At 39.8% G+C, this 23,525-nt stretch carries 20 protein-coding genes; 9 read left to right on the top strand and 11 right to left on the bottom strand.

Going from position 1 to position 23,525, the window contains the following annotated elements:
• Positions 1–102 precede the first annotated feature (102 nt).
• The gene (locus PL8927_RS15945) at positions 103–1,908 is read left to right on the top strand and encodes an SLC13 family permease (RefSeq protein WP_083623342.1); all 1,806 of its coding nucleotides are present in this window, start codon (positions 103–105) and stop codon (positions 1,906–1,908) included.
• A 19-nt stretch (positions 1,909–1,927) separates the two neighbouring features.
• Here the strand turns inward: PL8927_RS15945 and PL8927_RS15940 are convergent, their stop codons facing one another.
• The 3 genes from PL8927_RS15940 to PL8927_RS15930 all read right to left on the bottom strand — a co-directional run bounded on the left by PL8927_RS15940 (position 1,928) and on the right by PL8927_RS15930 (position 6,180).
• Complete coding sequence (locus PL8927_RS15940) at positions 1,928–3,436, bottom strand: glycoside hydrolase family 1 protein (RefSeq protein ID WP_083623339.1); 1,509 nt, start codon at positions 3,434–3,436, stop codon at positions 1,928–1,930.
• 120 nt (positions 3,437–3,556) lie between these two features.
• On the bottom strand, positions 3,557–4,699 hold the full coding sequence (locus tag PL8927_RS15935) for an MGDG synthase family glycosyltransferase (protein WP_083623336.1): 1,143 nt from the start codon (positions 4,697–4,699) through the stop codon (positions 3,557–3,559).
• 170 nt (positions 4,700–4,869) lie between these two features.
• Positions 4,870–6,180: an aminopeptidase P N-terminal domain-containing protein gene (locus PL8927_RS15930; protein ID WP_083623334.1), complete on the bottom strand. Its 1,311-nt coding sequence runs from the start codon at positions 6,178–6,180 to the stop codon at positions 4,870–4,872.
• A gap of 208 nt (positions 6,181–6,388) precedes the next feature.
• Between PL8927_RS15930 and PL8927_RS15925 the strand changes: the two genes are divergently transcribed.
• Both PL8927_RS15925 and PL8927_RS15920 read left to right on the top strand, forming a co-directional pair.
• A complete protein-coding gene (locus PL8927_RS15925; RefSeq protein WP_083623331.1) occupies positions 6,389–6,592 on the top strand; it encodes a hypothetical protein in 204 nt (67 codons plus the stop codon).
• A gap of 3 nt (positions 6,593–6,595) precedes the next feature.
• Positions 6,596–6,862, top strand: coding sequence for a type II toxin-antitoxin system RelE family toxin (locus tag PL8927_RS15920; protein WP_231506036.1), 267 nt, complete (start codon positions 6,596–6,598; stop codon positions 6,860–6,862).
• Positions 6,863–6,925: 63 nt separating this feature from the next.
• Here PL8927_RS15920 and ftsH2 read toward each other — a convergent pair whose 3' ends face one another.
• The gene (ftsH2, locus tag PL8927_RS15915) at positions 6,926–8,809 is read right to left on the bottom strand and encodes an ATP-dependent zinc metalloprotease FtsH2 (RefSeq protein ID WP_083623325.1); all 1,884 of its coding nucleotides are present in this window, start codon (positions 8,807–8,809) and stop codon (positions 6,926–6,928) included.
• A 241-nt stretch (positions 8,810–9,050) separates the two neighbouring features.
• Between ftsH2 and PL8927_RS15910 the strand changes: the two genes are divergently transcribed.
• From PL8927_RS15910 to PL8927_RS15900, 3 genes are all read left to right on the top strand, one after another.
• Positions 9,051–10,247: an RNA-guided endonuclease InsQ/TnpB family protein gene (locus tag PL8927_RS15910; RefSeq protein WP_083623392.1), complete on the top strand. Its 1,197-nt coding sequence runs from the start codon at positions 9,051–9,053 to the stop codon at positions 10,245–10,247.
• 744 nt (positions 10,248–10,991) lie between these two features.
• Positions 10,992–12,107, top strand: coding sequence for a ParM/StbA family protein (locus PL8927_RS15905; protein ID WP_083623323.1), 1,116 nt, complete (start codon positions 10,992–10,994; stop codon positions 12,105–12,107).
• Between the two features lie 195 nt (positions 12,108–12,302).
• Positions 12,303–12,860, top strand: a complete 558-nt coding sequence (locus PL8927_RS15900) for a hypothetical protein (RefSeq protein WP_083623320.1) — start codon at positions 12,303–12,305, stop codon at positions 12,858–12,860.
• 64 nt (positions 12,861–12,924) lie between these two features.
• Here PL8927_RS15900 and rph read toward each other — a convergent pair whose 3' ends face one another.
• The 5 genes from rph to PL8927_RS15875 all read right to left on the bottom strand — a co-directional run bounded on the left by rph (position 12,925) and on the right by PL8927_RS15875 (position 17,198).
• Positions 12,925–13,668 (bottom strand): ribonuclease PH, encoded by a 744-nt coding sequence (rph, locus tag PL8927_RS15895; RefSeq protein ID WP_083623318.1) that lies wholly within the window; start codon positions 13,666–13,668, stop codon positions 12,925–12,927.
• A gap of 42 nt (positions 13,669–13,710) precedes the next feature.
• Positions 13,711–14,259 (bottom strand): adenylate kinase, encoded by a 549-nt coding sequence (locus PL8927_RS15890; protein ID WP_083623315.1) that lies wholly within the window; start codon positions 14,257–14,259, stop codon positions 13,711–13,713.
• Between the two features lie 67 nt (positions 14,260–14,326).
• Positions 14,327–14,893, bottom strand: coding sequence for a deoxycytidylate deaminase (locus PL8927_RS15885; RefSeq protein WP_083623313.1), 567 nt, complete (start codon positions 14,891–14,893; stop codon positions 14,327–14,329).
• 19 nt (positions 14,894–14,912) lie between these two features.
• Positions 14,913–15,359, bottom strand: a complete 447-nt coding sequence (gene dut, locus PL8927_RS15880; RefSeq protein ID WP_083623307.1) for a dUTP diphosphatase — start codon at positions 15,357–15,359, stop codon at positions 14,913–14,915.
• 57 nt (positions 15,360–15,416) lie between these two features.
• Complete coding sequence (locus tag PL8927_RS15875) at positions 15,417–17,198, bottom strand: FAD-dependent thymidylate synthase (protein WP_083623304.1); 1,782 nt, start codon at positions 17,196–17,198, stop codon at positions 15,417–15,419.
• Positions 17,199–17,289: 91 nt separating this feature from the next.
• Here PL8927_RS15875 and PL8927_RS15870 point away from each other — a divergent pair, with 91 nt between their 5' ends.
• The 3 genes from PL8927_RS15870 (at position 17,290) to PL8927_RS15860 (ending at position 20,463) form a co-directional block, all read left to right on the top strand.
• Positions 17,290–17,862, top strand: a complete 573-nt coding sequence (locus PL8927_RS15870; protein WP_083623301.1) for an HD domain-containing protein — start codon at positions 17,290–17,292, stop codon at positions 17,860–17,862.
• A gap of 33 nt (positions 17,863–17,895) precedes the next feature.
• A complete protein-coding gene (locus PL8927_RS15865; RefSeq protein ID WP_083623299.1) occupies positions 17,896–19,044 on the top strand; it encodes an ABC transporter ATP-binding protein in 1,149 nt (382 codons plus the stop codon).
• A gap of 384 nt (positions 19,045–19,428) precedes the next feature.
• Positions 19,429–20,463 (top strand): phosphotransferase, encoded by a 1,035-nt coding sequence (locus PL8927_RS15860; RefSeq protein WP_083623296.1) that lies wholly within the window; start codon positions 19,429–19,431, stop codon positions 20,461–20,463.
• 13 nt (positions 20,464–20,476) lie between these two features.
• Here PL8927_RS15860 and PL8927_RS15855 read toward each other — a convergent pair whose 3' ends face one another.
• Together PL8927_RS15855 and PL8927_RS15850 are read right to left on the bottom strand one after the other, a co-directional pair.
• Entirely contained in the window at positions 20,477–20,977 is a 501-nt protein-coding gene (locus PL8927_RS15855; protein ID WP_156093208.1) for a hypothetical protein, read from the bottom strand.
• A 210-nt stretch (positions 20,978–21,187) separates the two neighbouring features.
• On the bottom strand, positions 21,188–23,083 hold the full coding sequence (locus PL8927_RS15850) for an ArsA family ATPase (protein ID WP_083623291.1): 1,896 nt from the start codon (positions 23,081–23,083) through the stop codon (positions 21,188–21,190).
• Positions 23,084–23,525: the final 442 nt, after the last annotated feature.

Genomic DNA, 23,525 nt, shown 5'->3' with positions numbered 1-23,525 from the left:
ATGTTTGCTACAAATACTTGATCGGGTGGGTAATAACTTTTTTCTATTCCCTATTCCCTCCTGTTCCCTGTTCCAAATACCTAATATCCAATTTCACCTGGCATGACTAATATTGTTCTGACCCTTAGTATTGTTGTTCTGGCTTTAATTGCCTTTATTTTTGAATGGCTTCCTGTTGATTTAACCGCCCTCACCGTTACCGTTGTTTTAATGATTTTCAAGTTAGTCACACCCGATGAAGGTATATCTGGGTTTGGCAACTCTGCCACAATTACGGTGATGGCAATGTTTATTTTAAGTGCGGGAATTACAAAAACAGGAGTTGTACAAACCGTTCGAGATTGGTTATTAAAATGGGGAGGAAAAACGGCAGGTCAGCAAATTTTAGTCATGGGATTAATTGTTGGCCCCATTACCGCCTTTATTAATAACACGGCAGTTGTTGCTATTTTCTTACCAATTATTGAAGATTGGTGTCGTAAACAAAAAATTTCCCCTTCTAAATTATTAATTCCCCTCTCCTATGCAACCGTTTTAGGGGGAATGATTACCGTAATTGGCACTTCCACTAACGTTTTAGCCAGTGGCATTTCTAAACAAATGGGATATGGGGAATTCCAGTTATTTCAGTTTACCCTATTAGGCGTTATCACCTTTATTATCGGTTTAGTTTATTTGGCTGTTATTGCTCCTCGACTCTTACCCAACCGCAAACCCGCAAATTTTGATATTCTTCAACAAGAATATGGATTAAAAGATTATGTCAGTGAAGTGGTCATTACTCCCCGTTCTATCCTAGTGGGACAAACCCTTAAAGCCAGTGAAATTCAACGCAAATTTGATTTAGATGTGTTAGAATTAATTCAAAATAATATGCGGTTTGCTCAACCTTTAGCCGATAAAGTATTGAGTGCTGGGGATATTTTAATTGTTCGCAGTAATCGAGAAGATTTACTCAAAATTCGAGATGAAAAAGGGTTAGATATTCTTCCCGATGTTAAATTTAAAGAGGAATCTTTAGAAACCGTTTTGAGTTCTGGGGAAGAAAAAATAGCCGAGGTTTTGATTTTATCTAACTCCCGATTAATTGGAACAACCTTAAAAGATTTAAGATTCCGTCAACGCTACAACGCAACGGTTTTAGCAATTCGTCGAGGTTCCGAATTAGTTCAAGGACGATTAGGGAAAGTTCCCTTACGATTTGGAGATTTATTATTACTACAAGGGCCAAGACAAAGTTTTGTTGGGTTACAAACAACACGGGAACTCCTAGTTTTAGAAGAACGAGATGTAGAAACCCTCAGACAGGATAAAGCTTGGATTGCACTAGCCATTATTTTAGGTGTTATTGTTGTCGCAGCTTTTAATTTAATGCCGATTTTAGTCAGCGCCTTAGCAGGTGTAATTTTAATGGTGATTACAGGCTGTATCAAACCCGGAGAGGTTTATGGGGCGGTTCGTTGGGATGTTGTGTTTCTATTAGCAGGATTAATTCCATTAGGAATAGCGATGGATAAATCGGGTGCTACCCAATGGTTAGCGGATACTTTAGTCGCTTTTGGCGGTCATTTATCCGGTTATTGGATTTTATTATTATTCTATATTGCCACATCCCTTCTGACAGAAATTCTGTCTAATAATGCAACGGTAGTGTTAATGCTTCCTGTTGCTGTAAAAGTCGCAACAACATTAGGTTTAAATCCCTTTGCTTTTATGTATGCGGTGACGTTTGCGGCTTCTAATAGTTATATGACCCCCATTGGCTATCAAACAAATACAATGGTTTACAGTCCAGGGGGATACAAATTCTTCGACTTTACCCGTGTCGGTGCCCCCCTGAACTTAATTTTAACGATTGTCACTCCCTTATTAATCGTTTGGATTTATGGCTTATCCCCGATAAAATAGAAGTAAATTCCTCACTCCTTTACCCTTGAATTTCTTTGATTAATTTAGCATAGGTTTCCGCCGGGCGATCGCCTAAATGATCCTCAAATTCCCGTTCTGTTCCGCGATTAAAATCAATACTAAATAACCCAAACCTGGGCGTATAAGATCCCCATTCATAATTATCGGTGAGTGACCAGTGCATATAACCCACAATGGGAATATTTTCCTTTAATAACTGTTGAATTTGGCGAAGATGAGCTTCTAAAAATTGGCTGCGATGCAGTTGATCAGATCGGCGAGTTGCAATACTATTATCGGGTTTTCGACGTAACGCCATCCCATTTTCAGCGATTAAAATCGGGAGGTTATATTCCTGAGCATAGTATTTGCAGAAAAACGATAATCCTTCAGGGAGCGCTCGCCAGTCCCACCATTTACTCGTAATTCCGGTCATTAACCAATTTCTAATTCCTTTAGTTTTAAATTCAAAATCAGAAAAAGAGGGTAAACGGAAGGTATGAGCAATAAAGGGATCATAATAATCGATGGCGAGATAATCATAGACTTTTTGGCGAGGAGAAACCATTAATTCTTGCCAATAATAATCTAAATGTTGTATATCAAAAGTCCGATGACCAATTCGATTTCCCATCCAACGCGCTAACCGTCCCAATTGATAGGGAAAATCTTTGCGAAAAGGTAAAGAAGCTTGACGCAAAGCTGTTTCTAAATGTTTAGCTTGAGCATAAACATAATTTCTGAGTTCCTTGGGTTTGACTTGATTTTTCTGCGCGTCTAACAAATCCCAGATCACTTTTTCTGACCAATATAAGTCACTACAATAGGTGTTTAAGGTTACTAGGGGTTGTTTCCAACCATACTGTTCATAAATATCATGAACCACATTATAGGCACGAATATGAGCCGCCAATAAATGATTATAAGCTCGCCAAACCGCTAGAATTCCTGTAAAATTCCCGACGGGAAATTGACCACTTAAATAGGTGTTTAAGACTAAAATATTGGGTTCATTAATGGTAATATACCAATGAATTGGCGGTTGTTGATGATAATCCGTTAAACGCTGGTTAATATGGGTAACTGTTACCCTAACATAATCAATAAAACAATCGATGGTTTCTGGGGATAACCAAGCATCAATTCCTAACCAAGCAGGATGGGTAAAATGATGTAGGGTGACAATGGGTTCTAAGCCATGTTGACGACAACTGGCGATGCGTTCAGCATAGTCATCTAAGACTTGAAAATCATAATTTGGGGCTGGAGAAATTTCAGGGGTTGTTGTGGGTTGAATTCGACTCCATTCTAAACTTAAGCGAAAAGAATTTAACCCTAATTCTTGACAATTAGAAAAATCTTCTGGGTAGCGAGTCCAAAAATCCGAAGCGCTTCCGGTTCGCATCACTCTACCTTTTTGTTCACTTTCTGACCAGTTATTCTGGGGTTGTCCAACACCGTTATAACCGCCTTCGCTTTGATACCCAGATGTAGCAACGCCCCATAAAAAGTTACTTTGAGCAGTCAAAATTTAATCTCCTTTTGTTAATATAGTAGTTGCGTTGGGAGCTTGAGAATAATTAAGTTTAATCTAACCACAAAGACACCAAGACACAAAGAATAAGAGCAATTATTATTCTTTGGGTTTCTAAAAACTATTGTCTATTGTGATTTGTGATAAAATATTTTCAGCAATATTGAGAGCCGCGCGAGGTTCTCCTAATTCTAAAGCAGCGGCTTGCATTTGGGATAATCGTTCTGAATGGTTTAACAGAAACTTTACACAAGGAGCAACCATTTCAGGTAATTTTAACTGTACTCCTGCACCCGCCGCCACAACTAAATCCGCATTCCATTCTTCTTGACCGGGAAACGGGTCTACAATAATCATGGGTGTTCCTCTAGCTAAGATTTCACTAACAATTAATCCTCCGGCTTTGGTAATGACTAAATCACTCGCTACAACTAAATCATCCACATAATCAATTAATCCTATTTTTCGCAGTTCTATTTCTGGGGTAGAGTCTAATTCTGTTAATGAATCTAACAGTTGTTCATTGCGTCCGGCTGCTACAATTAATGTTCCACTTTGGAGGTTATCCATGAGTTGAGAAACCATCAAACGTACCCGTTTATAATGTAACCCTCCTCCAAATATAGTAATAACAGGTTTGTCCGTTACTAGGTGATAACGTTGTCGCATTTCGACTTGAGATTTGGGTTCTAAGATTTCCAGTTTAATCGGAATTCCGGTGACATGAAGAATAGCAGGGTCAACGCCTCGTTTAATTAGAAAATCGACGGTTAAATCGTTCGGTAAATAATAACCATCTACTTCTTTATTAATCCAACTACTGTGAGCAATTACATCAGTAATCACGACATAATGGGGTTTGGAGATGCGTTCTTCTTCTTCTAATAATTGTAACAGACGGCTGGGAATTTGTTGAACACAAACAATGGCATCAGGGTTGACTTTTTCAATAAAATGCCTCAATTTTCTAAAAAAAACTCGTTCTAGTTTAGCAGTAACAATATTTAATTCTAAGGAACGTTCTAAATCTTCTACATCGGTTCCTTCATAATAGGCGCGATAAATTTGAGGAGCTTTTTCGCTTAATTGTTTATAAATACTGGTAACGGTATTACGATAAATAGGACTAGCATAATCTAAGGCATCTTCTACCGTAACAGTGACATCTGGAAAATGAGAAAAGGCTTGATTTAATGCTTTAGCTGCACTATTATGTCCAGCACCTAAAGAAGAGTACAATATCAAAACATGAGTCATAAGGAATTAAGAATTGTTAAGACTAAATTAATGTTAATTTAACTTGCTATAGACGTTTATATTATATCATAATTTTGTATAAAGGGTGTAAAAATTTTTATCTATAAACGGGATAAACAAACCTAAAAATAATGCTTAGTAGAGACGTTGTATACAACGTCTCTACACTCTTATCTTTCCATTGCTTCCACAGACTTAGGAACACCTGCGGTTAACACTTCATACCCGCCAGAAGTGACTAAAACATCATCTTCAATTCTGACTCCAATTCCTCGCCAACATTCGGGGATTTCCGGTTGTCCTTCAACAAGTTTAATATTAGGAGAAATATAAATTCCCGGTTCAACTGTTAATATATTTCCAGGTTGTAAGGGTTGCGGATTTTCACCCCATTGATAAACCCCAACATCATGCACATCTAACCCTAACCAATGTCCAGTTCTGTGCATATAAAAAGGTTTATATTTTTCTTCTTTAATAATTTCCTCAATCTCCCCCACTAATAACCCTAAATCCATTAAACCTTCCACTAAAACCCGCACCGCAGTATCATGAATATTTTTATAAGGATTTCCCGGTTTAACTTGTTCAATGGCGGCTAATTGAGCTTTTAAAACCAGTTCATAAATAATCTTTTGTTCCGGTGTGAATTTACCGCTAACTGGAAAGGTACGGGTAATATCTCCATTATAATATTGATAACAACATCCGGCATCAATTAATATTAAATCGTTCTCTTGCACTTGGCAATTATTTTCTACATAATGCAAAATACAAGCATTTTTCCCCGATGCGACAATAGAAGGATAGGCAATAGTTCCCCCATTTAAGCCAAAAATATGTTCAATTTCCGCTTGAATTTCATACTCATATCGTCCGGGTTGAGCAAATTCCCTCGCGTGGTTATGGGCTTTTACAGATATATCTGTGGCTTTCCGCATTAACTCTAATTCCGTATCGCTTTTAATTAAGCGCATCGGATGTAAAATTGTACAAACATCCTCAATAGCAGTTGGCCCTGTGCCATGTTTAGGATAAACTCTTAATAATTTTTGCCAATGTTTTAAAATCGTTTGATTGAATTTTTCATCTCGTCCTAAGCGATAATAAATTCGTTCCGCTTTTTGTAAATATTGGGGTAATTTTTCATCTAACTCGTTAATAGGATAAACTTCATCGGCTCCATACAGTTCTTTGGCTTTTTCAACTCCAGTAATATACCCTGACCAAGTTTCTTTTTCTGGGTCTTTCGGCTGTACAAATAAAATATATCGATGTTCTTGATGATGGGGAGCTAATACTGCAACCGCATTGGCTTCATTAAACCCGGTTAAATAGAAAAAATCACTATCTTGGCGAAAATTATATTCAACATCATTGTGCATTACAGCCATCGGTGAACTTCTAAAAATAGCAGTTCCCTGTTTAATTTTCGCCATTAATTGTTCCCGTCGTTGTCGATATTCTGCTTGAGTAATCATGTTATTGTTCCTTTTTAACCCATAATAATCATAATAATATGGTTTTGTTGTTAATTTAGTATTTTCCCGGTTGACATTGAGGCAATGATCAACAAATTATAATAGTAGAGATGTTTTTCTTAAAGTTGTTGCGCTTGGATGCAGCCTAAGCGTTGAAGCTCAACAACGACTGATCAACCCTTCTTCACTCATTTAAACCTAAAAATTCATGAAAATAGAAGACTATCCTCTTGCTAAAGAATTGCTCTTTGATGCTGAAGGTAACATTAGTCAAGTCATCCTGAATTATACTGACTATCAATATCTTCTCGACGCACTCGAAGATCGAGGACTTCTCATGGCTATGGCTGAAGTAAAACATGAAAAGCCACTCAGTTTACAGGAAGCACTTACAGAACTGGAAAAAGAATGAATATTGAATATTTACCCAGTTTTCTGCTATGTTTTAAAAGCTCTAAAAAGTACACCTGTATTTGATCAAATCAAGGCGATCGCTTTTGAAGAAATACCCAATCTTACCGATTTACAGACAATTATTAACCTGAAAAAATTAAAAGGCGATGACAATGCCTATCGGCTTAGGGTTGGCGACTATCGAATCGGTTTTTATTTTGATGGCGAAACTGTTACTTTTGCCAGAGTTCTCCACCGTAAAGATATTTATCGTTACTTTCCTCCCTAAAAAACAAGGGTAAGCAATGCTTTACCCTTGTTAATTTTAGGTTAATTGAGACTGGAATTGAGATTAAAGCACAGCCGCAAATCGTTCTTTGTCAGGAACTTCTGTGTACTCAGCCACAATTTGCCGAAATTCATCGCCGTCGATGCTTTCTTTTTCAATCAAAAGATCTACTAACCGATCAATGACGGCTCGGTTATCTCGAATAACTTGACAAGCTTGCTGATAACAATGACCAGCAATGGCGCGAATTTGACCATCAATGCGAGAGGCAATTTCGTTAGAATATTCGGTACGAGTCGCAAAGTCCCGACCTAAGAAAACTTCCTGCTGAGATTCTAAGGATAATGGCCCTAAATCGGACATTCCGTAACGAGTTACCATCTGACGGGCCATGCCAGCAACCTGTTGTAAGTCGCCACCTGCACCCGTTGTCACTTCCGAGTCTCCAAAAATAATATCTTCGGCTGCCCGTCCCCCCAAGGCTCCGGTAATCCGCGCTAGGATTTGAGAACGGGAAATTAAGCCTTGATCTTCATCGGGCATAAACCAAGTTAACCCCTGGGCCTGACCCCTGGGAATTAACGTCACTTTCTGTACCGGATCATGGTCTTTCAGCAGAGTTCCAACGATGGCATGACCGATTTCGTGATAGGCAATTAAGCGTTTGCTCTTGCCATCAATTAACGGGGTTCCTTCCATCCCGGCAATTACCCGATCCACCGCATCATCAATTTCTAACATGGTCATGCCTTCTTTGCGACGACGGGCCGTTAAAATCGCGGCTTCGTTGAGCAAGTTGGCTAAGTCAGCCCCGGTAAACCCAGGAGTCCGACGGGCGATCGCTTCTAAGGACACTTCCTCAGAAATTTTCTTATTGCGGGCGTGAACTTCCAATACCGCTAAACGGCCTTTAATATCCGGGGCGTCAACAGTGATTTGACGGTCAAAGCGACCCGGACGCAGAAGGGCGGAGTCCAGAACATCAGGGCGGTTTGTAGCGGCAATAATAATAATTCCGGTATTACCCTCAAACCCGTCCATTTCCGTTAATAATTGGTTTAGGGTTTGTTCGCGTTCATCATTTCCCCCGCCAATTCCGGCGCCGCGTTGACGACCAACGGCGTCAATTTCATCAATAAAGACGATACAAGGGGCGGTTTCTTTGGCTTTTTTGAACAGGTCACGAACCCGGGACGCGCCCACACCGACAAACATTTCCACAAATTCCGAACCGGAGATACTGAAGAAGGGAACACCCGCTTCTCCAGCGATGGCTTTGGCTAATAAGGTTTTACCTGTCCCTGGAGGGCCGACTAATAACACCCCTTTAGGAATTCTCGCCCCAACCGCCGTAAACCGTTCGGGTTTTTTCAGGAATGTTACCACTTCTTGTAATTCTTCTTTGGCTTCTTCTACCCCAGCCACATCATCAAATAGGACTCCGGTTTTGGCTTCCATTTGAAATCTAGCCTTAGACTTGCCAAAGTTCATGGCTTGACCGGGGCCACCAGGAACGTTATTCGAGCGACGGAACAGAAAGAATAGACCCGCGATTAATAAAATTGGGAAGATCAAATTGCCCACGAGTCCCCACAGAGCACCATCATTGCGAGGGGGATGGCTATCAAAACTAATATTAGACTCTCTTAATCGGGTGATCAGTTCTGGGGCGTTATTGGGTAAGTCCACCCGCAACCGTTGAAGGCGGTTATCCAGTTGGGGATCAATGGCATCGACAATGGCCGTGCGACCGCCATCATACAATTCCACACTGGTCACACGACCAGCATTCAAATAGTCTAAGAAACGGCCATAGCTCATGCGGGTGCTGGCGGTGTTTTTACCGAATTCTGCGGGTGCAGTGGCAAAAGCTCCTTGCCAGACAAAAAACCCGATGACCAAGGCGGGTAAAGTCCAAAGCAGTATTGTTTTCCACGACGTCTTCATAAATTGCGTTGCCCTAGGTTATGGAGTATTGAATGTACAAATGCAGTGCGGGTGGACTGCGATCGCATTTTGTTATTCATAATCTTAACTAAATTTAACGAAATCCCCAAAAGAAGTTCTCACCCTTTACTCGAAGCGGGGTGCAGATGAATTTTGGGAAAACAAAAAAGTGCGATGAGCATCCTTGACAATTCAGAACTCCTTTTGTTAGTATTTTATCATAAACGTGGTTCCCGATAAAATGCTGAAAACAGTCAAAGTCAGAATCTATCCCACAGTTCAACAACAAGAGTTATTAGCTCAAGCTTTTGGCTCTGTTCGTTGGCTGTGGAATCGTTTTTTGAACTTGACAAATGAAACTTATCAGCAAACAGGGAAAGGATTGTCACGTTACGACTTACAGAAGCAACTACCCGATCTAAAGAAAGAATATGAATGGTTAAAAAATACCTATAGCCAATGCTTACAGGTTGTCTGTTTGAATCTTAGTCGAGCATTTATCAACTTCTTTGAAAGACGTGCTGATTACCCCAGATTCAAGTCTAAACATGGAAAACAATCCTTGTCCTATCCTCAAAACGTAAAAATCAGTAGTGATACAATATGCTTTCCCAAGCTAGGTGAAATATACGCTAAAATTCACCGTCCTGTAGAGGGAGAAATTAAAACTGTTACTATTAGTAAAAACAAGTGTAATCAATATTACGCTTCTATTCTGTTTGAGGATGGAAAGGAAATTCCTAATCCTTCATCTGAAGGTAAGGCGATTGGTTTAGATATGGGATTAAATGATTTCTGTGTCACTTCAGATGGAAGTAAATTCACTAATCCCAGATGGTTAAAAAAGCATGAACGCAATCTCAAGATTAAACAAAAATCACTATCTCGCAAAAAGCAAGATTCAAACAATCGAGCTAAGGCTAGGCTTAAAGTAGCCAAAGTTCATAATAAAATTACTCGATGTCGTGAAGATTTTCACCATAAACTATCACGCAGGATAGTCAACGAAAACCAAGTTATTGTGGTAGAAAATCTAAATATCAAAGGCATGGTCAAAAACCACTGTTTAGCCCAAGCTATCTCTCAAGTCGGATGGGGTCAATTCCAGACCATGTTGTCCTACAAGGCAGAGCAAGAAGGCAAACTCTATTTAGAAATTGAGAGATTTTTCCCATCTTCAAAGACTTGTAATTATTGCTTAAATGTGGTTAATAGTTTGTCTTTGGAAGTCCGACAATGGACTTGTAATCATTGTGGAACAAAACACGACCGAGATATCAACGCCGCCAAAAACATTAGAGATGAAGGACTGCGAGTTTTGTCGTTAGGGACTAGCGAGTCAGCCTGTTGTCCAGATGTCAGACGCAACAGTGGAGGACGTAAGAAATCCACTGTTGTGCTTTCTGTTGGACAGGAAGCTCCGACAAGCCGCGCGTAGCGGGTCGGAGTAGTTCACCGTAATATTTCAGCATCAGGCAACTCACTTCCCTCAAATTGTGCTAGTAGCTAAACATTGGGTGTTAAGAGTTAACCACCCGTCACCCTTTTCGAGATACAATAACTCAGACTAAACCCCCTCGAATGCCAAAATAGCAAACCTCCTATCTGGTTATAGTGCTCAGGGAATAGTTGCCCTGACAAGGTAGCTGAGATCATTTTTCCAGAAGAGGATGTCAAATTGTCAACAGTTCAGGGATGAAATTGGCAACAGATAAGGCATTATCGAAAAATTGGGTTTAAAACCGTCATGAAAGCGATAGCGGAGGACGGCTTTATATGGGTGGGTTGTCTATTGACATCTGATCCTGGTACTATTTCCAGTAACAGGAAAAGGTAAACAACCTGTCTAAAAACCTAGTTGCTTAACGGCAGAACACTGAACCTTGACAATTGAATCTATGCGGTTCTGCTGCACAGTTCTAGTTTCCCCCAGCAGTGGGTAAAAGATTCATGGGAGCTAGGCAACCAGTTTTTGAAACAAATTTGTTTCAAGTCAAAAAAGAACTCGCAGTCATGCGAATAGGGTAGGGCATACCCGAATTTACGCTGGGGGAGAATCCCACCTCTGGTTGAAGCACTGCAAGGCACTTTGATTAAGTGGTTTCGTTGAACCCAGAATCCCCACGCCTTTAGGCACAGGGAGTGTCAAAAATCTTGAATCTCCGTGAGGTAAAATATTCCGATGCAAACAGGTGGTAACAAACAACAGCCCGGACAACCAGCAGCAGCAGCAGCAGCAGCTTCAATGCTAAATCGGCAAACGCCGACAACCGGCAAAAAAACGATTTTAAGTATTGATTTAGGGCGGACATCGACAAAAGCCAGTACCAGTCGTAACCCGAATGAAGTCGTTTTTATTCCCTCTAATATCAAAGCCCTAACAGTAGATACCGCTAGAGGCGGTGGCTTTGAGTCCAAAAATACCGATCCGCTCCTTGATATTTGGGTAGAATATCAGGGTATGGGTTATGCGGTTGGTCAACTCGCAGCCGACTTTGGAGCGGCATTATTTAAAGATGGTTCCGATTCTCCTTCCAAAGTTGATGATGCTTTAATTAAACTTTTTGCTTGTGTTGGCTACTTCAAGCTACAAGGTGATATCGATGTTGTGCTAGGGCTGCCCTTCTATTCTCAAGCCCAATTTGAGCAAGAGAAAGAACATATCACTCGGTTACTGAGTGGAAGCCACGAAATGTTATATCGGGGTGAGCAGATTAAATTTACGGTTACTACTGTTCGCGTTATGCCCGAAGGCTATGGCAGCTTAATTTGGCTGGAAGCTCAAGGCGGCCAAAACGTCCCCAATTTTGCCGATCTCTCTGTTGCTATTGTGGATGTGGGTCATCAAACCACTGATTTCTTAACGGTTGATCGGTTCCGGTTTGCCAGAGGGGTTTCCCAAAGTGATACCTTTGCAATGGGTAAATTCTATGAAGAAGTGGCGAGTAAAATTGAAGGAGCCGATAGTCAATCTCTGTACTTACTCGAAGCCGTTCATAAACCCGCCGGAGAACGGTTATATCGTCCTCGTGGTGCGGTAAAACCGTTTAACTTAGATGACATTATCCCCGACTTACGGAAGAATTTTGCCCGTGATTTATGCGATCGCGTTGTCCGATGGCTCCCTGAACGGGTGACAGATGTTGTTGTTACCGGAGGCGGTGGCGAATTTTTCTGGGAAGACCTGCAACCCCTGCTGAAAAACGCAGGTCTGAGAGCGCACTTGGTTCAACCTTCCCGCAAAGCGAATGCTTTAGGACAGTATGTCTATGGTGAAGCTCAGTTAACCAGACGTTAATTCCGTCCCCTAAACCCGTCCTTGACTCAGTTCACAACCCGTGAAAAAACTTGGAAAGGCCGGGTTTTATTTTAGCCAAATTGCCTCGAAATTCTGATACACTAACAAACGTGGATCTGGTTAATTATTTGGGGGGTTAAGATTTTCCAGAATCCCCAATAGGCGATGGGATAACAATCGGTCTGGACTTATATTATGCTGTGGGCAAATCGAAAACAAACTCAGTCAGTCACATTCAGCGAAGATCCCGCAGATCAGACGTTATTCGATGCGATCGAAAAAGAATTATCGCAGGCAAAATATCAAACGTTTAGTAATCTTTGTAAACAAGCTCTGTGGCAATTTCTATTATTATCCCGTTCTGAATCTACAACCCCGCCTCCCGCAAATCCTACCCCCAATTCTCCTCAAGTTTTGCCCAATTTGCAGCGCGTTGAAGAACGGTTATTTGAAATTCAAAATAAATTAACAGATTTAGAAAAAAAGGTACTGACGGAGGAGGGAACTCAGACCGAACGTTTGGATGTTCAACTCCATCAGTTAACTGAACAAATGACTCAATTACAAACGTCAATTAACCAAAAATTAACTCAAATTGCGATAGGTTTAGAAACCGTTCAATCTCAACCTGTACCGATGATCGTGACGGATTCAAAACCGTTCCCCGCAGATCCAGAACCTGTTTCTAAAGAAGCGATGGAAGAAGCTGATCCGTTACTCAAACGGTTAGGTTCCCTATTAGATGATTTTTAGGGGTAGTATTAAGTTGTCACTCTTAAAACTTCGTGTCTTAGTATCTTTGTGTTTCCTGATTCCCTTAACCATCAGTTTTCAAAAAAGTGAAATCCCCTAAAACTTGACGTTGAGCTTCTAATAATTCTTGAATTCCTAATTCGGCAAAATCCATAATTTTATCTAATTTTTGCCGACTAAAACTTCCTAATTCAGCCGTTCCTTGCAGTTCAATAATTTCTAATTCTTCTGTCATCACCAGATTAAAATCAACATCCGCAGCCACATCTTCCGTATAATTCAAATCTAAATAAGGTTCCCCTTCTAATAACCCGACAGAAATTGCTGCAATTTGATGACAGATGGGTAATTGTTTAAGTCTACCTTGTTCAACCCATGAATTTAAGGCATCTACTAACGCGATAAACCCCCCTGTAATCGCCGTAGTTCGGGTTCCCGCATCCGCTTGAATCACATCTGCATCAACAGTAATTGTAAATTCTCCTAATGCTTTTAAATCCAGTGCGGCTCTTAAACTGCGTCCAATTAATCGTTGAATTTCTTGGGTTCGTCCTGATAATTTTAATAATTCTCTCGGTTGACGTTGTGGCGTGGCTCCGGGTAACATTCGATATTCTGCGGTTAACCATCCTTGTCCTGTATTCTGTAAAAACTTAGGAACTCCCGGCTCAATACTAACAGTACATAAAACTTTTGTATCCCCACTTTTAGCTAAAACAGAACCAGGGGAAAAGCGAGTAAAATTTCGTTCAAAACTCACAGGACGGAGTTGATTTGGTTCTCTATGATCAGGACGTTTCCACATAATTATTAAAGGTAATTGTAGTAAGCCCGACCGGGCTGTATTATATTAATTGAGACGTTGACAAATCTCTTGATAAATTTGTTCTGGAGATTGCTCCCCATTCACATCTAAAAGCCGACCTCTGGGTTCATAGTATTCTAAAATTGGCACAGTCCGTTGATAAAATAACTCAATTCGACGCTCAATAATTCCCAGTTGATCATCAGCGCGCGATCGCGCTAAAGAACGTTTTGTTAAGATTATTTCTGGAACATTCAAATAAATTACCCTATTTAACCGTTGTTCTAAATCTTCTAATAAAAAATCTAATTCTTCCGCCTGAAATGCTGTGCGGGGATAACCATCCAAAAGCCAACCCTTCGCCACACCAGGCTCTAACAATTGTTGACGGACAAATTGAATCATAATTTCATCGGGAACTAATTCTCCTTGTTCAACATAGGGTTTGGCTTGTTGGCCCAGTTCCGTCTCAGATATAATTCTTTGTCTTAAAATCTGACCGATATCCAAACAAGGAATACCCAAATCTTGACATAGCAATTTAGCTTGAGTTCCCTTTCCGGCTCCTGGCCCTCCCAGAATCACCAGTCTCACAATATTTAGCTCCTTCAATGCTCAAATTTAATCCGTGAAATCTAAGAAATTCGTCTAAATTCGTGATTTAGTTTCCTCCTTTAACCATTGTAGAAACCGAGGTCGGATTTAATAAAAATGAGGCTCCTTTTTGGGTAATTTCTTCAGAAAGATGAATCTGTTTTAACGTAACCAAACCATCGTTAATGTATAAATCTCGTACCATTGCCTTTTCTCCACTATTAAAAATAGTCTCATAAAAGACTTCTTTAATTCCTGTAGAAATAATTAATTTTAAACAGGAAATACAGGGTTCTAAAGTAACATAAATACTCGCTCCCCCACAAGAAATTCCATGTTTAGCCGCTTGAGCGATCGCATTAGCTTCCGCATGAACCGCACGCGAAGGTAAAACTGGACTCGCATCACAGGTACTTAACCCTGGATAACAATAGCCCTGAGTCGTGCAGTGAATGGAACCGGAGGGCGAACCATTGTAACCCGTAGCCACGATTTGCCGATCTTTAACAATGACCGCACCCACCGGAAACACTAAACAGGTCGAGCGTGTGGCGACCAGTTTAGCCATCATCATAAAATACTCATCCCAAGTCGGTCGTAGGGGCGGTTGATAGGTTTCAGGAGAATCTTCCATGCCAATAAAACAGTAAAAATTAGTTGAGTTTTGTGGATGTTAATCCCGTAGATCCAAATCCATTATCGCGTCTTGTGGTATCACTTAACTGTTGAACTTCTTGAATCTCAACCCGCAAAACAGGTGCAATTACCATTTGAGCGATTTTCATGCCTTTGGTAATATTAAAGGATGTTTTACCATGATTGATCAAAATTACTCCAATTTCTCCTCGATATCCCGCATCAATAGTTCCGGGTGTATTCAAAACGGTGATTTGATGTTTCAAGGCTAACCCACTTCTAGGTCGAATTTGGGCTTCTGTTCCGAGGGGTAATTCAATAGCAATTCCTGTGGGAATTAATTGACTTTCTCCGGGGGAAATTGTGAGATTTGCTAGGGAAAATAAATCTAATCCTGCATCCCCAATATGAGCATATTGAGGTAAAATTGCTTCTTCATTCAGTTTTAATATTTTCAATTGCATATTTAATTAACCCTTCACAAAAACTAAGTCCGGGCGGGAGAACCCCGCCCCTACTGATTACGGTGCAAGTCGAGCTTTTCCGAGCCGAGTGTGTTCATACCATTGAGCAATATCAGGAACCCATTCTTCAACATGGGGCCAGATCAAATCACAGAGTTTTTGGATTTCTAACTGAGCATCTTTTTTAAATCGTAAATCCAGAAAATGTAATAACGCCCTTAAGGTAAAACTGACGACAAAATGTTGACGATAATCAAAGGGAACTTTTCCCCGTGCGTGTTCTTCAGACATTCCATTTTCAATATCAATTTTATAGCGTTTGGCAGCTTCTAAACACCAGTTTAAATCCTGTTGGCGTTGTTCAGGAGAATAATAATATTTTTTGCCTTGGCGATCGCTATAATAACCCACAGGTCTTAAATAAAAAGCTTCCTCAATATCACCTTTTCCTTCAGCAACGGCTAATACTTTTCCTGAAGTATAGCGGTAAGAGTTGTGAACAACCACCCCATTAGCAACAAAGTTATGATGAGGAGCAGCCATGACTAAATCATAAGTTGGCTCTATTCCAACATATTCAATGGAAACAATTTTAACAGGATGAGCGCATAACGGATTTTTCTGATTTTGTCTGTGATGTTTTGCATGACAAGGTGAACACAAAACTTCTAAATTAGTTTCATCAAAAGCCAGTTCTGGATGTTGGGAAACTTCTAAAATATGATGGATAGAAAGCCTTCTTGTTCCTCCACATCGAGCGCATTTTTCACCCTTTTCTTCAAGAATTCGCTGACGGTTAGATTTAAGCCAATGATAAACCCGCTTTTCCACAGGTAAATCAGGTTTCCAAGACGGATGATCTTCTCCCTTGAGAATTGTACCGTTTTCAATCCTTAGCGCTGTAATTGCTCTCCCATGATTTGCCCTCCGTTCTCGTTCTTCTTCAGAAATATTAATCTTATATTTTAACCCTTTGTTCCATTGTTTTTTCTGCCAGGTTAACTCATAATAGTAAGCCCACTTTTTGACAGTTTCCACCGAACATCCAATTAGAGCCGCGACTTCTTTCGGAGTCAGTCCTTCAGAAAACTTTGACTCTAACCATTCTTTATTTTGATAAGTCTGATCTGCATTTTTTAACGGTTGACCATTAACAAGCACCTCAGAACCTACCCCAAGTTGAGCTAAAATCCGCCAACCATAAGGGGTTAAGATTTTATGATTTTGAGTACATTTCAACTGTTTGCCATCGGCAAGGGTGACTTGATAAACGGGATTAAACCCATTAAAAACGATATCCTCAATATGATTATAAGTAAAGGTATTATTCTCTTCATTTAAGCTACGAACCCGCATTTTTTTAATCCGATTTTTACAATCCCGTCGATAGAAACCTGGGGGTTCATCATTTCTACCCTTGATCTTACGTTCTCGAATTGCTTGCTCTCCATAATACCAGAGATCATAAAGTTCACCAATCGTCTTTTTTAATTTTTTAGAACTTTCACCATTAATATCAACAAAAGTAATAACAACCTCTGCTGCAAGACACTGAACATCAAAACTAATGCCCACCCTGTGAGTTCTCGCTTGCTGCATGACGCTATGGGGAAAATAACCACAATTAAACACAATTTGACAGTGTTCTAAGGGGCCATAATGTCCCCGTTCTCCGGCTAACAAACGCTTAACAATGACTTCGCCAGCTTTTTCTTCCGACGGCCAAGATTCTCGTTCCTCAACAACAAACTGATCGCTATAATCTTGGTGCATTGCAGCATAAATAACCTGCTGAGGAAAGGGAGTTTTAGCAATTACTTCTACACGAAATCGATCCATTTTTGAAGCTTCAATATTTTCAGCCTTTAATATTAAAGCACCAAATGGATCGATTTAAGTTATTTTTAAGATTAGCAACAGGATCTCAATTATGCTTTCCGACAAATTTACCGAAGCCTTAGTCTATGCAACCCAACTCCACAGCACCCAAATTCGCAAGGGGTCTGGTATTCCCTATATTGCTCACCTGTTGGGAGTTGCTAGTATTGCCTTAGAATATGGAGCTAACGAATCAGAAGCGATCGCAGCCCTTTTACATGATGCCATAGAAGACCAAGGAGGCGCTAAAATTCGAGCCGAAATTCAACAGCGTTTTGGGGAAACCGTCGCCCAAATTGTTGAGGGGTGTACCGATACTGATATTACCCCTAAACCGCCTTGGAAAGAAAGAAAACAGACTTATATTGCTCATATTCCCCACGCTTCTGCTTCGGTGCGCTTGGTTTCTGCGGCGGATAAACTTTATAATGCTCAATCGATTTTAAAAGATTATCGTCAAATTGGAGAGGATTTATGGCAACGATTTACAGGCAAAAAAGAAGGAACTTTATGGTACTATCGAGCTTTGGTAGATGCCTTCCGTCAAGTGGAATCAACACCTTTAGTTGAAGAATTAGATCGAGTTGTTTCTGAACTTGAACAATTAGTTAAAGTAGCTGATTAACTCTGAAATTTATTCTATTTTAATGAATTACTAATGGCAAATGTTCGCTTAGAAAATATTACCCGACGTTATCATACCACGATTGCAATTGAAGAAATTAATTTTGAAGTTCCCGATGGAGAATTCTGGGTATTAGTAGGGCCATCGGGTTGTGGAAAATCAACGGTTTTAAGAACCATTGCGGGCTTAGAAACAGCCACTTCCGGCAATGTTTATATTGATAATACCTTAGTGAATGAGATTCCAGCGCGTAAACGAGATGTGGCGATGGTGTTTCAAAATTATGCTCTTTATCCCCATCTCAGCGTGGCTGAAAATTTAGCCTTTGGCTTAAAAATGCGGGGAGTTGATTCCAAAAAAACCCAAGAAATCATTCAAAAAGTAGCTCAATCTCTCTCAATTGAACATTTATTAAATCGCAAACCCAAACAACTCTCAGGAGGACAACAACAACGGGTAGCGTTAGGACGAGCGATCGCCCGTGAACCGAAAGTATTTCTATTAGATGAACCCTTATCAAACTTAGACGCTCAACTGCGAGATGATACCCGTGCGGAACTCAAACAACTGCATCAACGCTTAGGAATTACAACTATTTATGTTACCCATGATCAAGTGGAGGCGATGACTTTAGCCGATAAAATAGTAATTTTGCATCAAGGAAAAATTCAACAAATCGGTGATCCGCAAAGCGTTTATTCTCGTCCAAAAAATCGCATGGTCGCCACTTTTTTAGGCAATCCTCCCATGAATATTTTACCGATTACATACAAAAATAGTTTATTTTGGATAGGAAATCAATCCTTAACTTGTCCCAGCACAATTCGAGAAAAATTACAAATTCAGGAGGGTCAAAAATTTGATTTAGGTATTCGTCCTGAACATATTCAAGTAGTAAGCCCTTCAGGGCTTCTTCCCACATCCGATAAATTTATTAATGATTTACAACAAGATGTTTGGGCGTTGGAAAAATTACCCCTGAATGTGGAAGTCAGCGTTGTTGAACCCTTGGGCCGAGAAACATTAGTTCGCGCTAATATACCCCAAAGCGATCAATATTCTATTCAATTTCAAGTCCCCATTCAACATCGCATTCATCCCGGCGATCGCTTAACCGTCAAACTCGATTTTAATCAGATTTTGATTTTTGATTCTACAACAGGTGATAATCTCTACCCCTAAACCATTCGTAGGGTGTGTAAGCATCGCGCACGCACCGCCCAACGCTTAATTTTGTATCTAAAGTAACTGAAATTCTTGACAGACTATGATTTTTAGAGTACCTTAGAAATAGCCTTCCCAGAGTAAAACAACAGGCAATTAAAGCCGAGAAATTAGTAAAGAAACTTTAACTAATATTGACTTTTATTAAATCAGTAAAAAAAATAAACTCTACATAAAAAATATTCCATTTTTCTGATTTTGAATCATACTTAAAAACAAATCCTGAGTCGATCCCGACTATGGGTTGGTGGGGGGAATGGAATCGTCAACCATTGGGGTTGTTTCATTCAAGTCCTCATCTATCCTAGATTCAGGACTATTTCCTACCACCCTAAAACCAATATGATCCTTTTAAACCAACCTAGTCTTAAACAGGATGAGTCTGGAACTAGGAAACATCATGATATCTTTCCGATTAGTTACTCAACCCTGGACGTAAGAGCATTAATTACTGAAATTTTAAGCTGTTATCCCATTGATACCGTTGAAAAATGCAAATTTTGGCATCGAGGATTAAGTGATGTTTATTCCGTAAAAACTCTAACTTCCCGTTACTTTTTAAGAATTTCCCATCAACATTGGCGATGTCAATCTGAAATTGATTTTGAGGTTGAACTTCTGGATTTTTTACACGATCATCAACTTCCCGTTGCTTATCCTTTGAGAACAATAGACGGAAAATTATTCATTGAAATTAATGCTCCTGAAGGAAAACGATATGCGGTTTTATTGGTCAAGGCTCCCGGACAAGTTGCGATCGGAGATTTGAATGTTAACCAAAGTTTAAAATTAGGTGCAACCGTTGCTAAAATTCATCAAGTTTCCTTGAACTTTAAACCTTCTGTTTACCGTCAACCCTTAAGTTTAGATTATTTATTAGAAGGTTCATTAGTGGCGATCGCACCCTATTTAAAAACCCGCCCAACGGATTTAAACTATTTAGTTGAAATTGTATTTCAACTCCAAACTCAATTGCAAAGCCTACCTCAAACCCCTCCATTTTGGGGAATTTGTTGGGGTGATCCTCATAGTGGGAATGCTCATTTTACCTCCGATGATCAAATTACCCTTTTTGACTTTGATCAATGTGGGTATGGATGGCGATCCTTCGATATTGCTAAGTTTTTACAAGTCTCCTTACAGTCGGGACTGAGTAAAAAAGTTCGAGAAGCTTTTTTAATCGGGTATGAAGAAATTAACCCGTTAACGGAAATGGAAAAAAACCACATTCAAGCCTTAACTCAAGCCGCCCATATTTGGGCTTGGGCGATTAGTGTTATTAACGCAGAACAGTTTAATTATAGTCGTTTAGATCCGGGCTATTTTACTCGAAATTTAGAACAATTAAAACGGTTACATTCTCCAGATTGGCAATAAAATGAATTTAAAATTAGTCGGGGAGAAATCCACAACTCATTTCAATAATGCGATCGCCCTCTAATTTAAAATAGAGATACGATCCGCCTGAAAAGGAATAGCTAACAACTTGAATGTCCTCTTGACTGTGGGGTTCTTGTTGACCATAAACCTCGAATATACGATTTAAAGAATCTCCCACCCGCACCCCGTCCGGTGTTGATAAACTGCGATCGGTAGTGGTTAAAACGACAATTTTTCCGTCTCCAATATCAACTATTAAATTAGGATAAACCAGTCGAGCATAGGTATTATAATTCCCTGGAGGATGTTTTAAAATTTGAAGCGGTGTTCCTAAAATATCCAATTTTGATTCTAAATCTCCTAAGCGAAATTCCCCTAAACCCAGTTCTTTTTCCGAGGAAGGATCAGCCACACTTGCAGAAATTCCGAACGGAATGGGAAGATTATTAAAAACCGTAATTCCACTTCCCAAAATCAGCAGGGTAAGAATAATTTTTAAATAGTTTTTCATCATGTTAATTTTTCTGAATTTTACTTCTAGCCGTTAGGCCTTGGATTTAGGACATATATAACAATCCGTGTAGGATTTGTGATCAAAACCTGTAGGGGTGGCGTCCCTCCCAACCCTCTTTGCGCCTGGGTTGGGAGGGACGCCACCCCTACGATCAAATATTATATGACTTGATCAGGTGGCCAATCACTTTTTTCTATCTCCTATTCCCTATTCCCTGCTATAAAACAACATTTTAGCGGCTTCCTTAATTCTAACAATCGGTTCAACAGAACGGGGAAGAGTGGGCAAAATGACTAAAGTTTGATTCGGGAATTTCCCAGTAACGAATTCCTGTCCGGCTTCAAAACGATTTTGAACAATATAGCGTTGAGAAATCCCTTTTTCTGTTAAAGATGCGGTTAAGCGTTCGGCTTCTGCCACAATTGCAACTTGTGCTTGAACAACTCCAATAAATTCAGTATAATTCGGATCTTGAAGTTTTTTCTGCGCTTTAACAACTCGTTGACGGAGGGTTCTTAAACGTCCCATAAATTCAGTTCGTCCTAAAACATCTTGATATTTAATCCACAGTTTAAAAATCCACGCTAACCATTCACTCATCGCCGTTGGCATTTCTAAAAATCGTAATAAATGACCCGTAGGAGCCGTATCTAAAATGATTAAATCTAATTCATGACTTTCTAATAAATCCATGACCTCAACTAAGGATAACATTTCATCAATTCCGGGTAAAGATTGGGAGACAATTCGCCGCCATGCTTCCGGGCCATAAGCTAATTGTAAGGTTGCATTGGGATCATTTTTATCCCCACTCATCATTTCGGCGAGTTCCCAGAGATAATCTTCTCGAAACTGGTTTAAAACTTCAGTTGAATCTATTTCTTGACCGAATAAATTTTCCGTAATCGCTATCGGTTGATGGTTTAATTTTAACCCAAAAGCATCCCCTAAAGAATGAGCCGGATCAATAGAAACCATCTGAATTTTTCGCTGAGGATATTGTTGTGCCATCTCCCAGCCAATAGCCGCAGCAACGGTGGTTTTACCTACTCCTCCTTTACCTCCTACAATAATTAATCGCCGATTTTCAGCGATAAAATCACTAAATTTTGCTAAGAAACTGGGGAATTCTAAGGGTTGAGTTGGAATAAACGGTTGATCAGATTTTTCAGATACGGTTAAAATTTCTAGTTTAGAAAATAAGGTTTTTAGAGCATCAGTTCCTAAAGGTTCTGTAGGGAGTTCAGGAATTGTATAAATGGGATGATCTTCAGCAATATCCTGAAATTGTTGTAGAAGTTTTTGTTGTTCTTGATAACGATCTAAATTTTGACTTTCAGAAACAAGATGATTAATTAATAATCCCCCAACCGGGATATTTAAACCCTTGAGAGCGTCTAAAAATCGTCCCGTTTCTAACCAACTCATCGGCTCAGGAATGGCGACTACAAAACAAGCGGTTTTTTCTTGATCTTGGAGTTGAGATCTTCCTGTAGCCAGTTGATCTTGCATTTCTGCTAAAAATTCATCGGCTTGATCCGGTTGATAACGACCTGTAAACGATTGACTAATGGTGTGGTGTTTTTCTTGAAATAACGTTAAAGAAGCTAATAAATTATCTAAAAAATCCATTAATTCTAAAAGGTTCAACGCATGACCACTGGGAGCCATATCCACAACGATCCGATCAACAACTTTGTCATGAAATAACCGTTGAATTTCTAATAATCCCATTAATTCATCAATTCCTGGCCAGTCTAAATCCCAAACCGGAGTTAAATCTTCCCCTTCTACAAAACTACCCCGTTCAACTAATAATTCTAAAACCGAACCATAACGAGCTTTAAATGCCGTTAATAATGTTTCCGCATCTAAAGCTCTAACTTTTAAATTAGGTAAATTGCCAACGTTCTCAGCTTGATCTGTAACCTTAATTTGTAAAACATCCCCCAAAGAATGGGCGGGATCAGTCGAAAGCAGTAAAATTTGTTCATGGGGAAATTCTTTGGCCCATTGTAGGGCAAACCCACAAGAAAGGGTGGTTTTTCCCACACCTCCTTTTCCACTGAATAAGACTAAACTAAAGGTATTGAAATTAAACATTAAATTTTTGGCAAGTTAATCAGAGTTCGCTATATTTCTACTTTAACCCCTCCACAAAAGCCTTTAAGCAAAACTGCAAGATATTTTAAGACATGAAACCCTAGGAATGTGCGTGTGGGAGTCCATTAGTCTATTTTAGAATTAACCCTTGTGTCAGTTGCTCAAGTGTTATAACCTTCAGAACTTATGCCGGAATTGAGTGGGTCGAAGAAAAATCTTAATTTCATCCCATCCAGGTCAGAAACCGGGTTTCTGGTGTCCTGTGCGTAAGTCTTATATGCGGATGGGTAGCTGCGGGTATTCCTCTTGAGTTGGAATCAACTTACAATTGAACTGTCACAGGACAGAGAATAAATCCCCAGTTAATTCAACACAATAGGAAGTAAGAGCAAGCTTTAACCCCAAGCCCTCGGATGAAGCCATCAATCACTGAGTTAGAAAC

Origin of the sequence: Planktothrix serta PCC 8927, from assembly GCF_900010725.2 — a bacterium.
Lineage (GTDB): Bacteria > Cyanobacteriota > Cyanobacteriia > Cyanobacteriales > Microcoleaceae > Planktothrix > Planktothrix serta.
The sequence above is the reverse complement of the archived record's forward strand: the minus strand, read 5'-3'. Positions and strand labels throughout refer to the sequence as shown.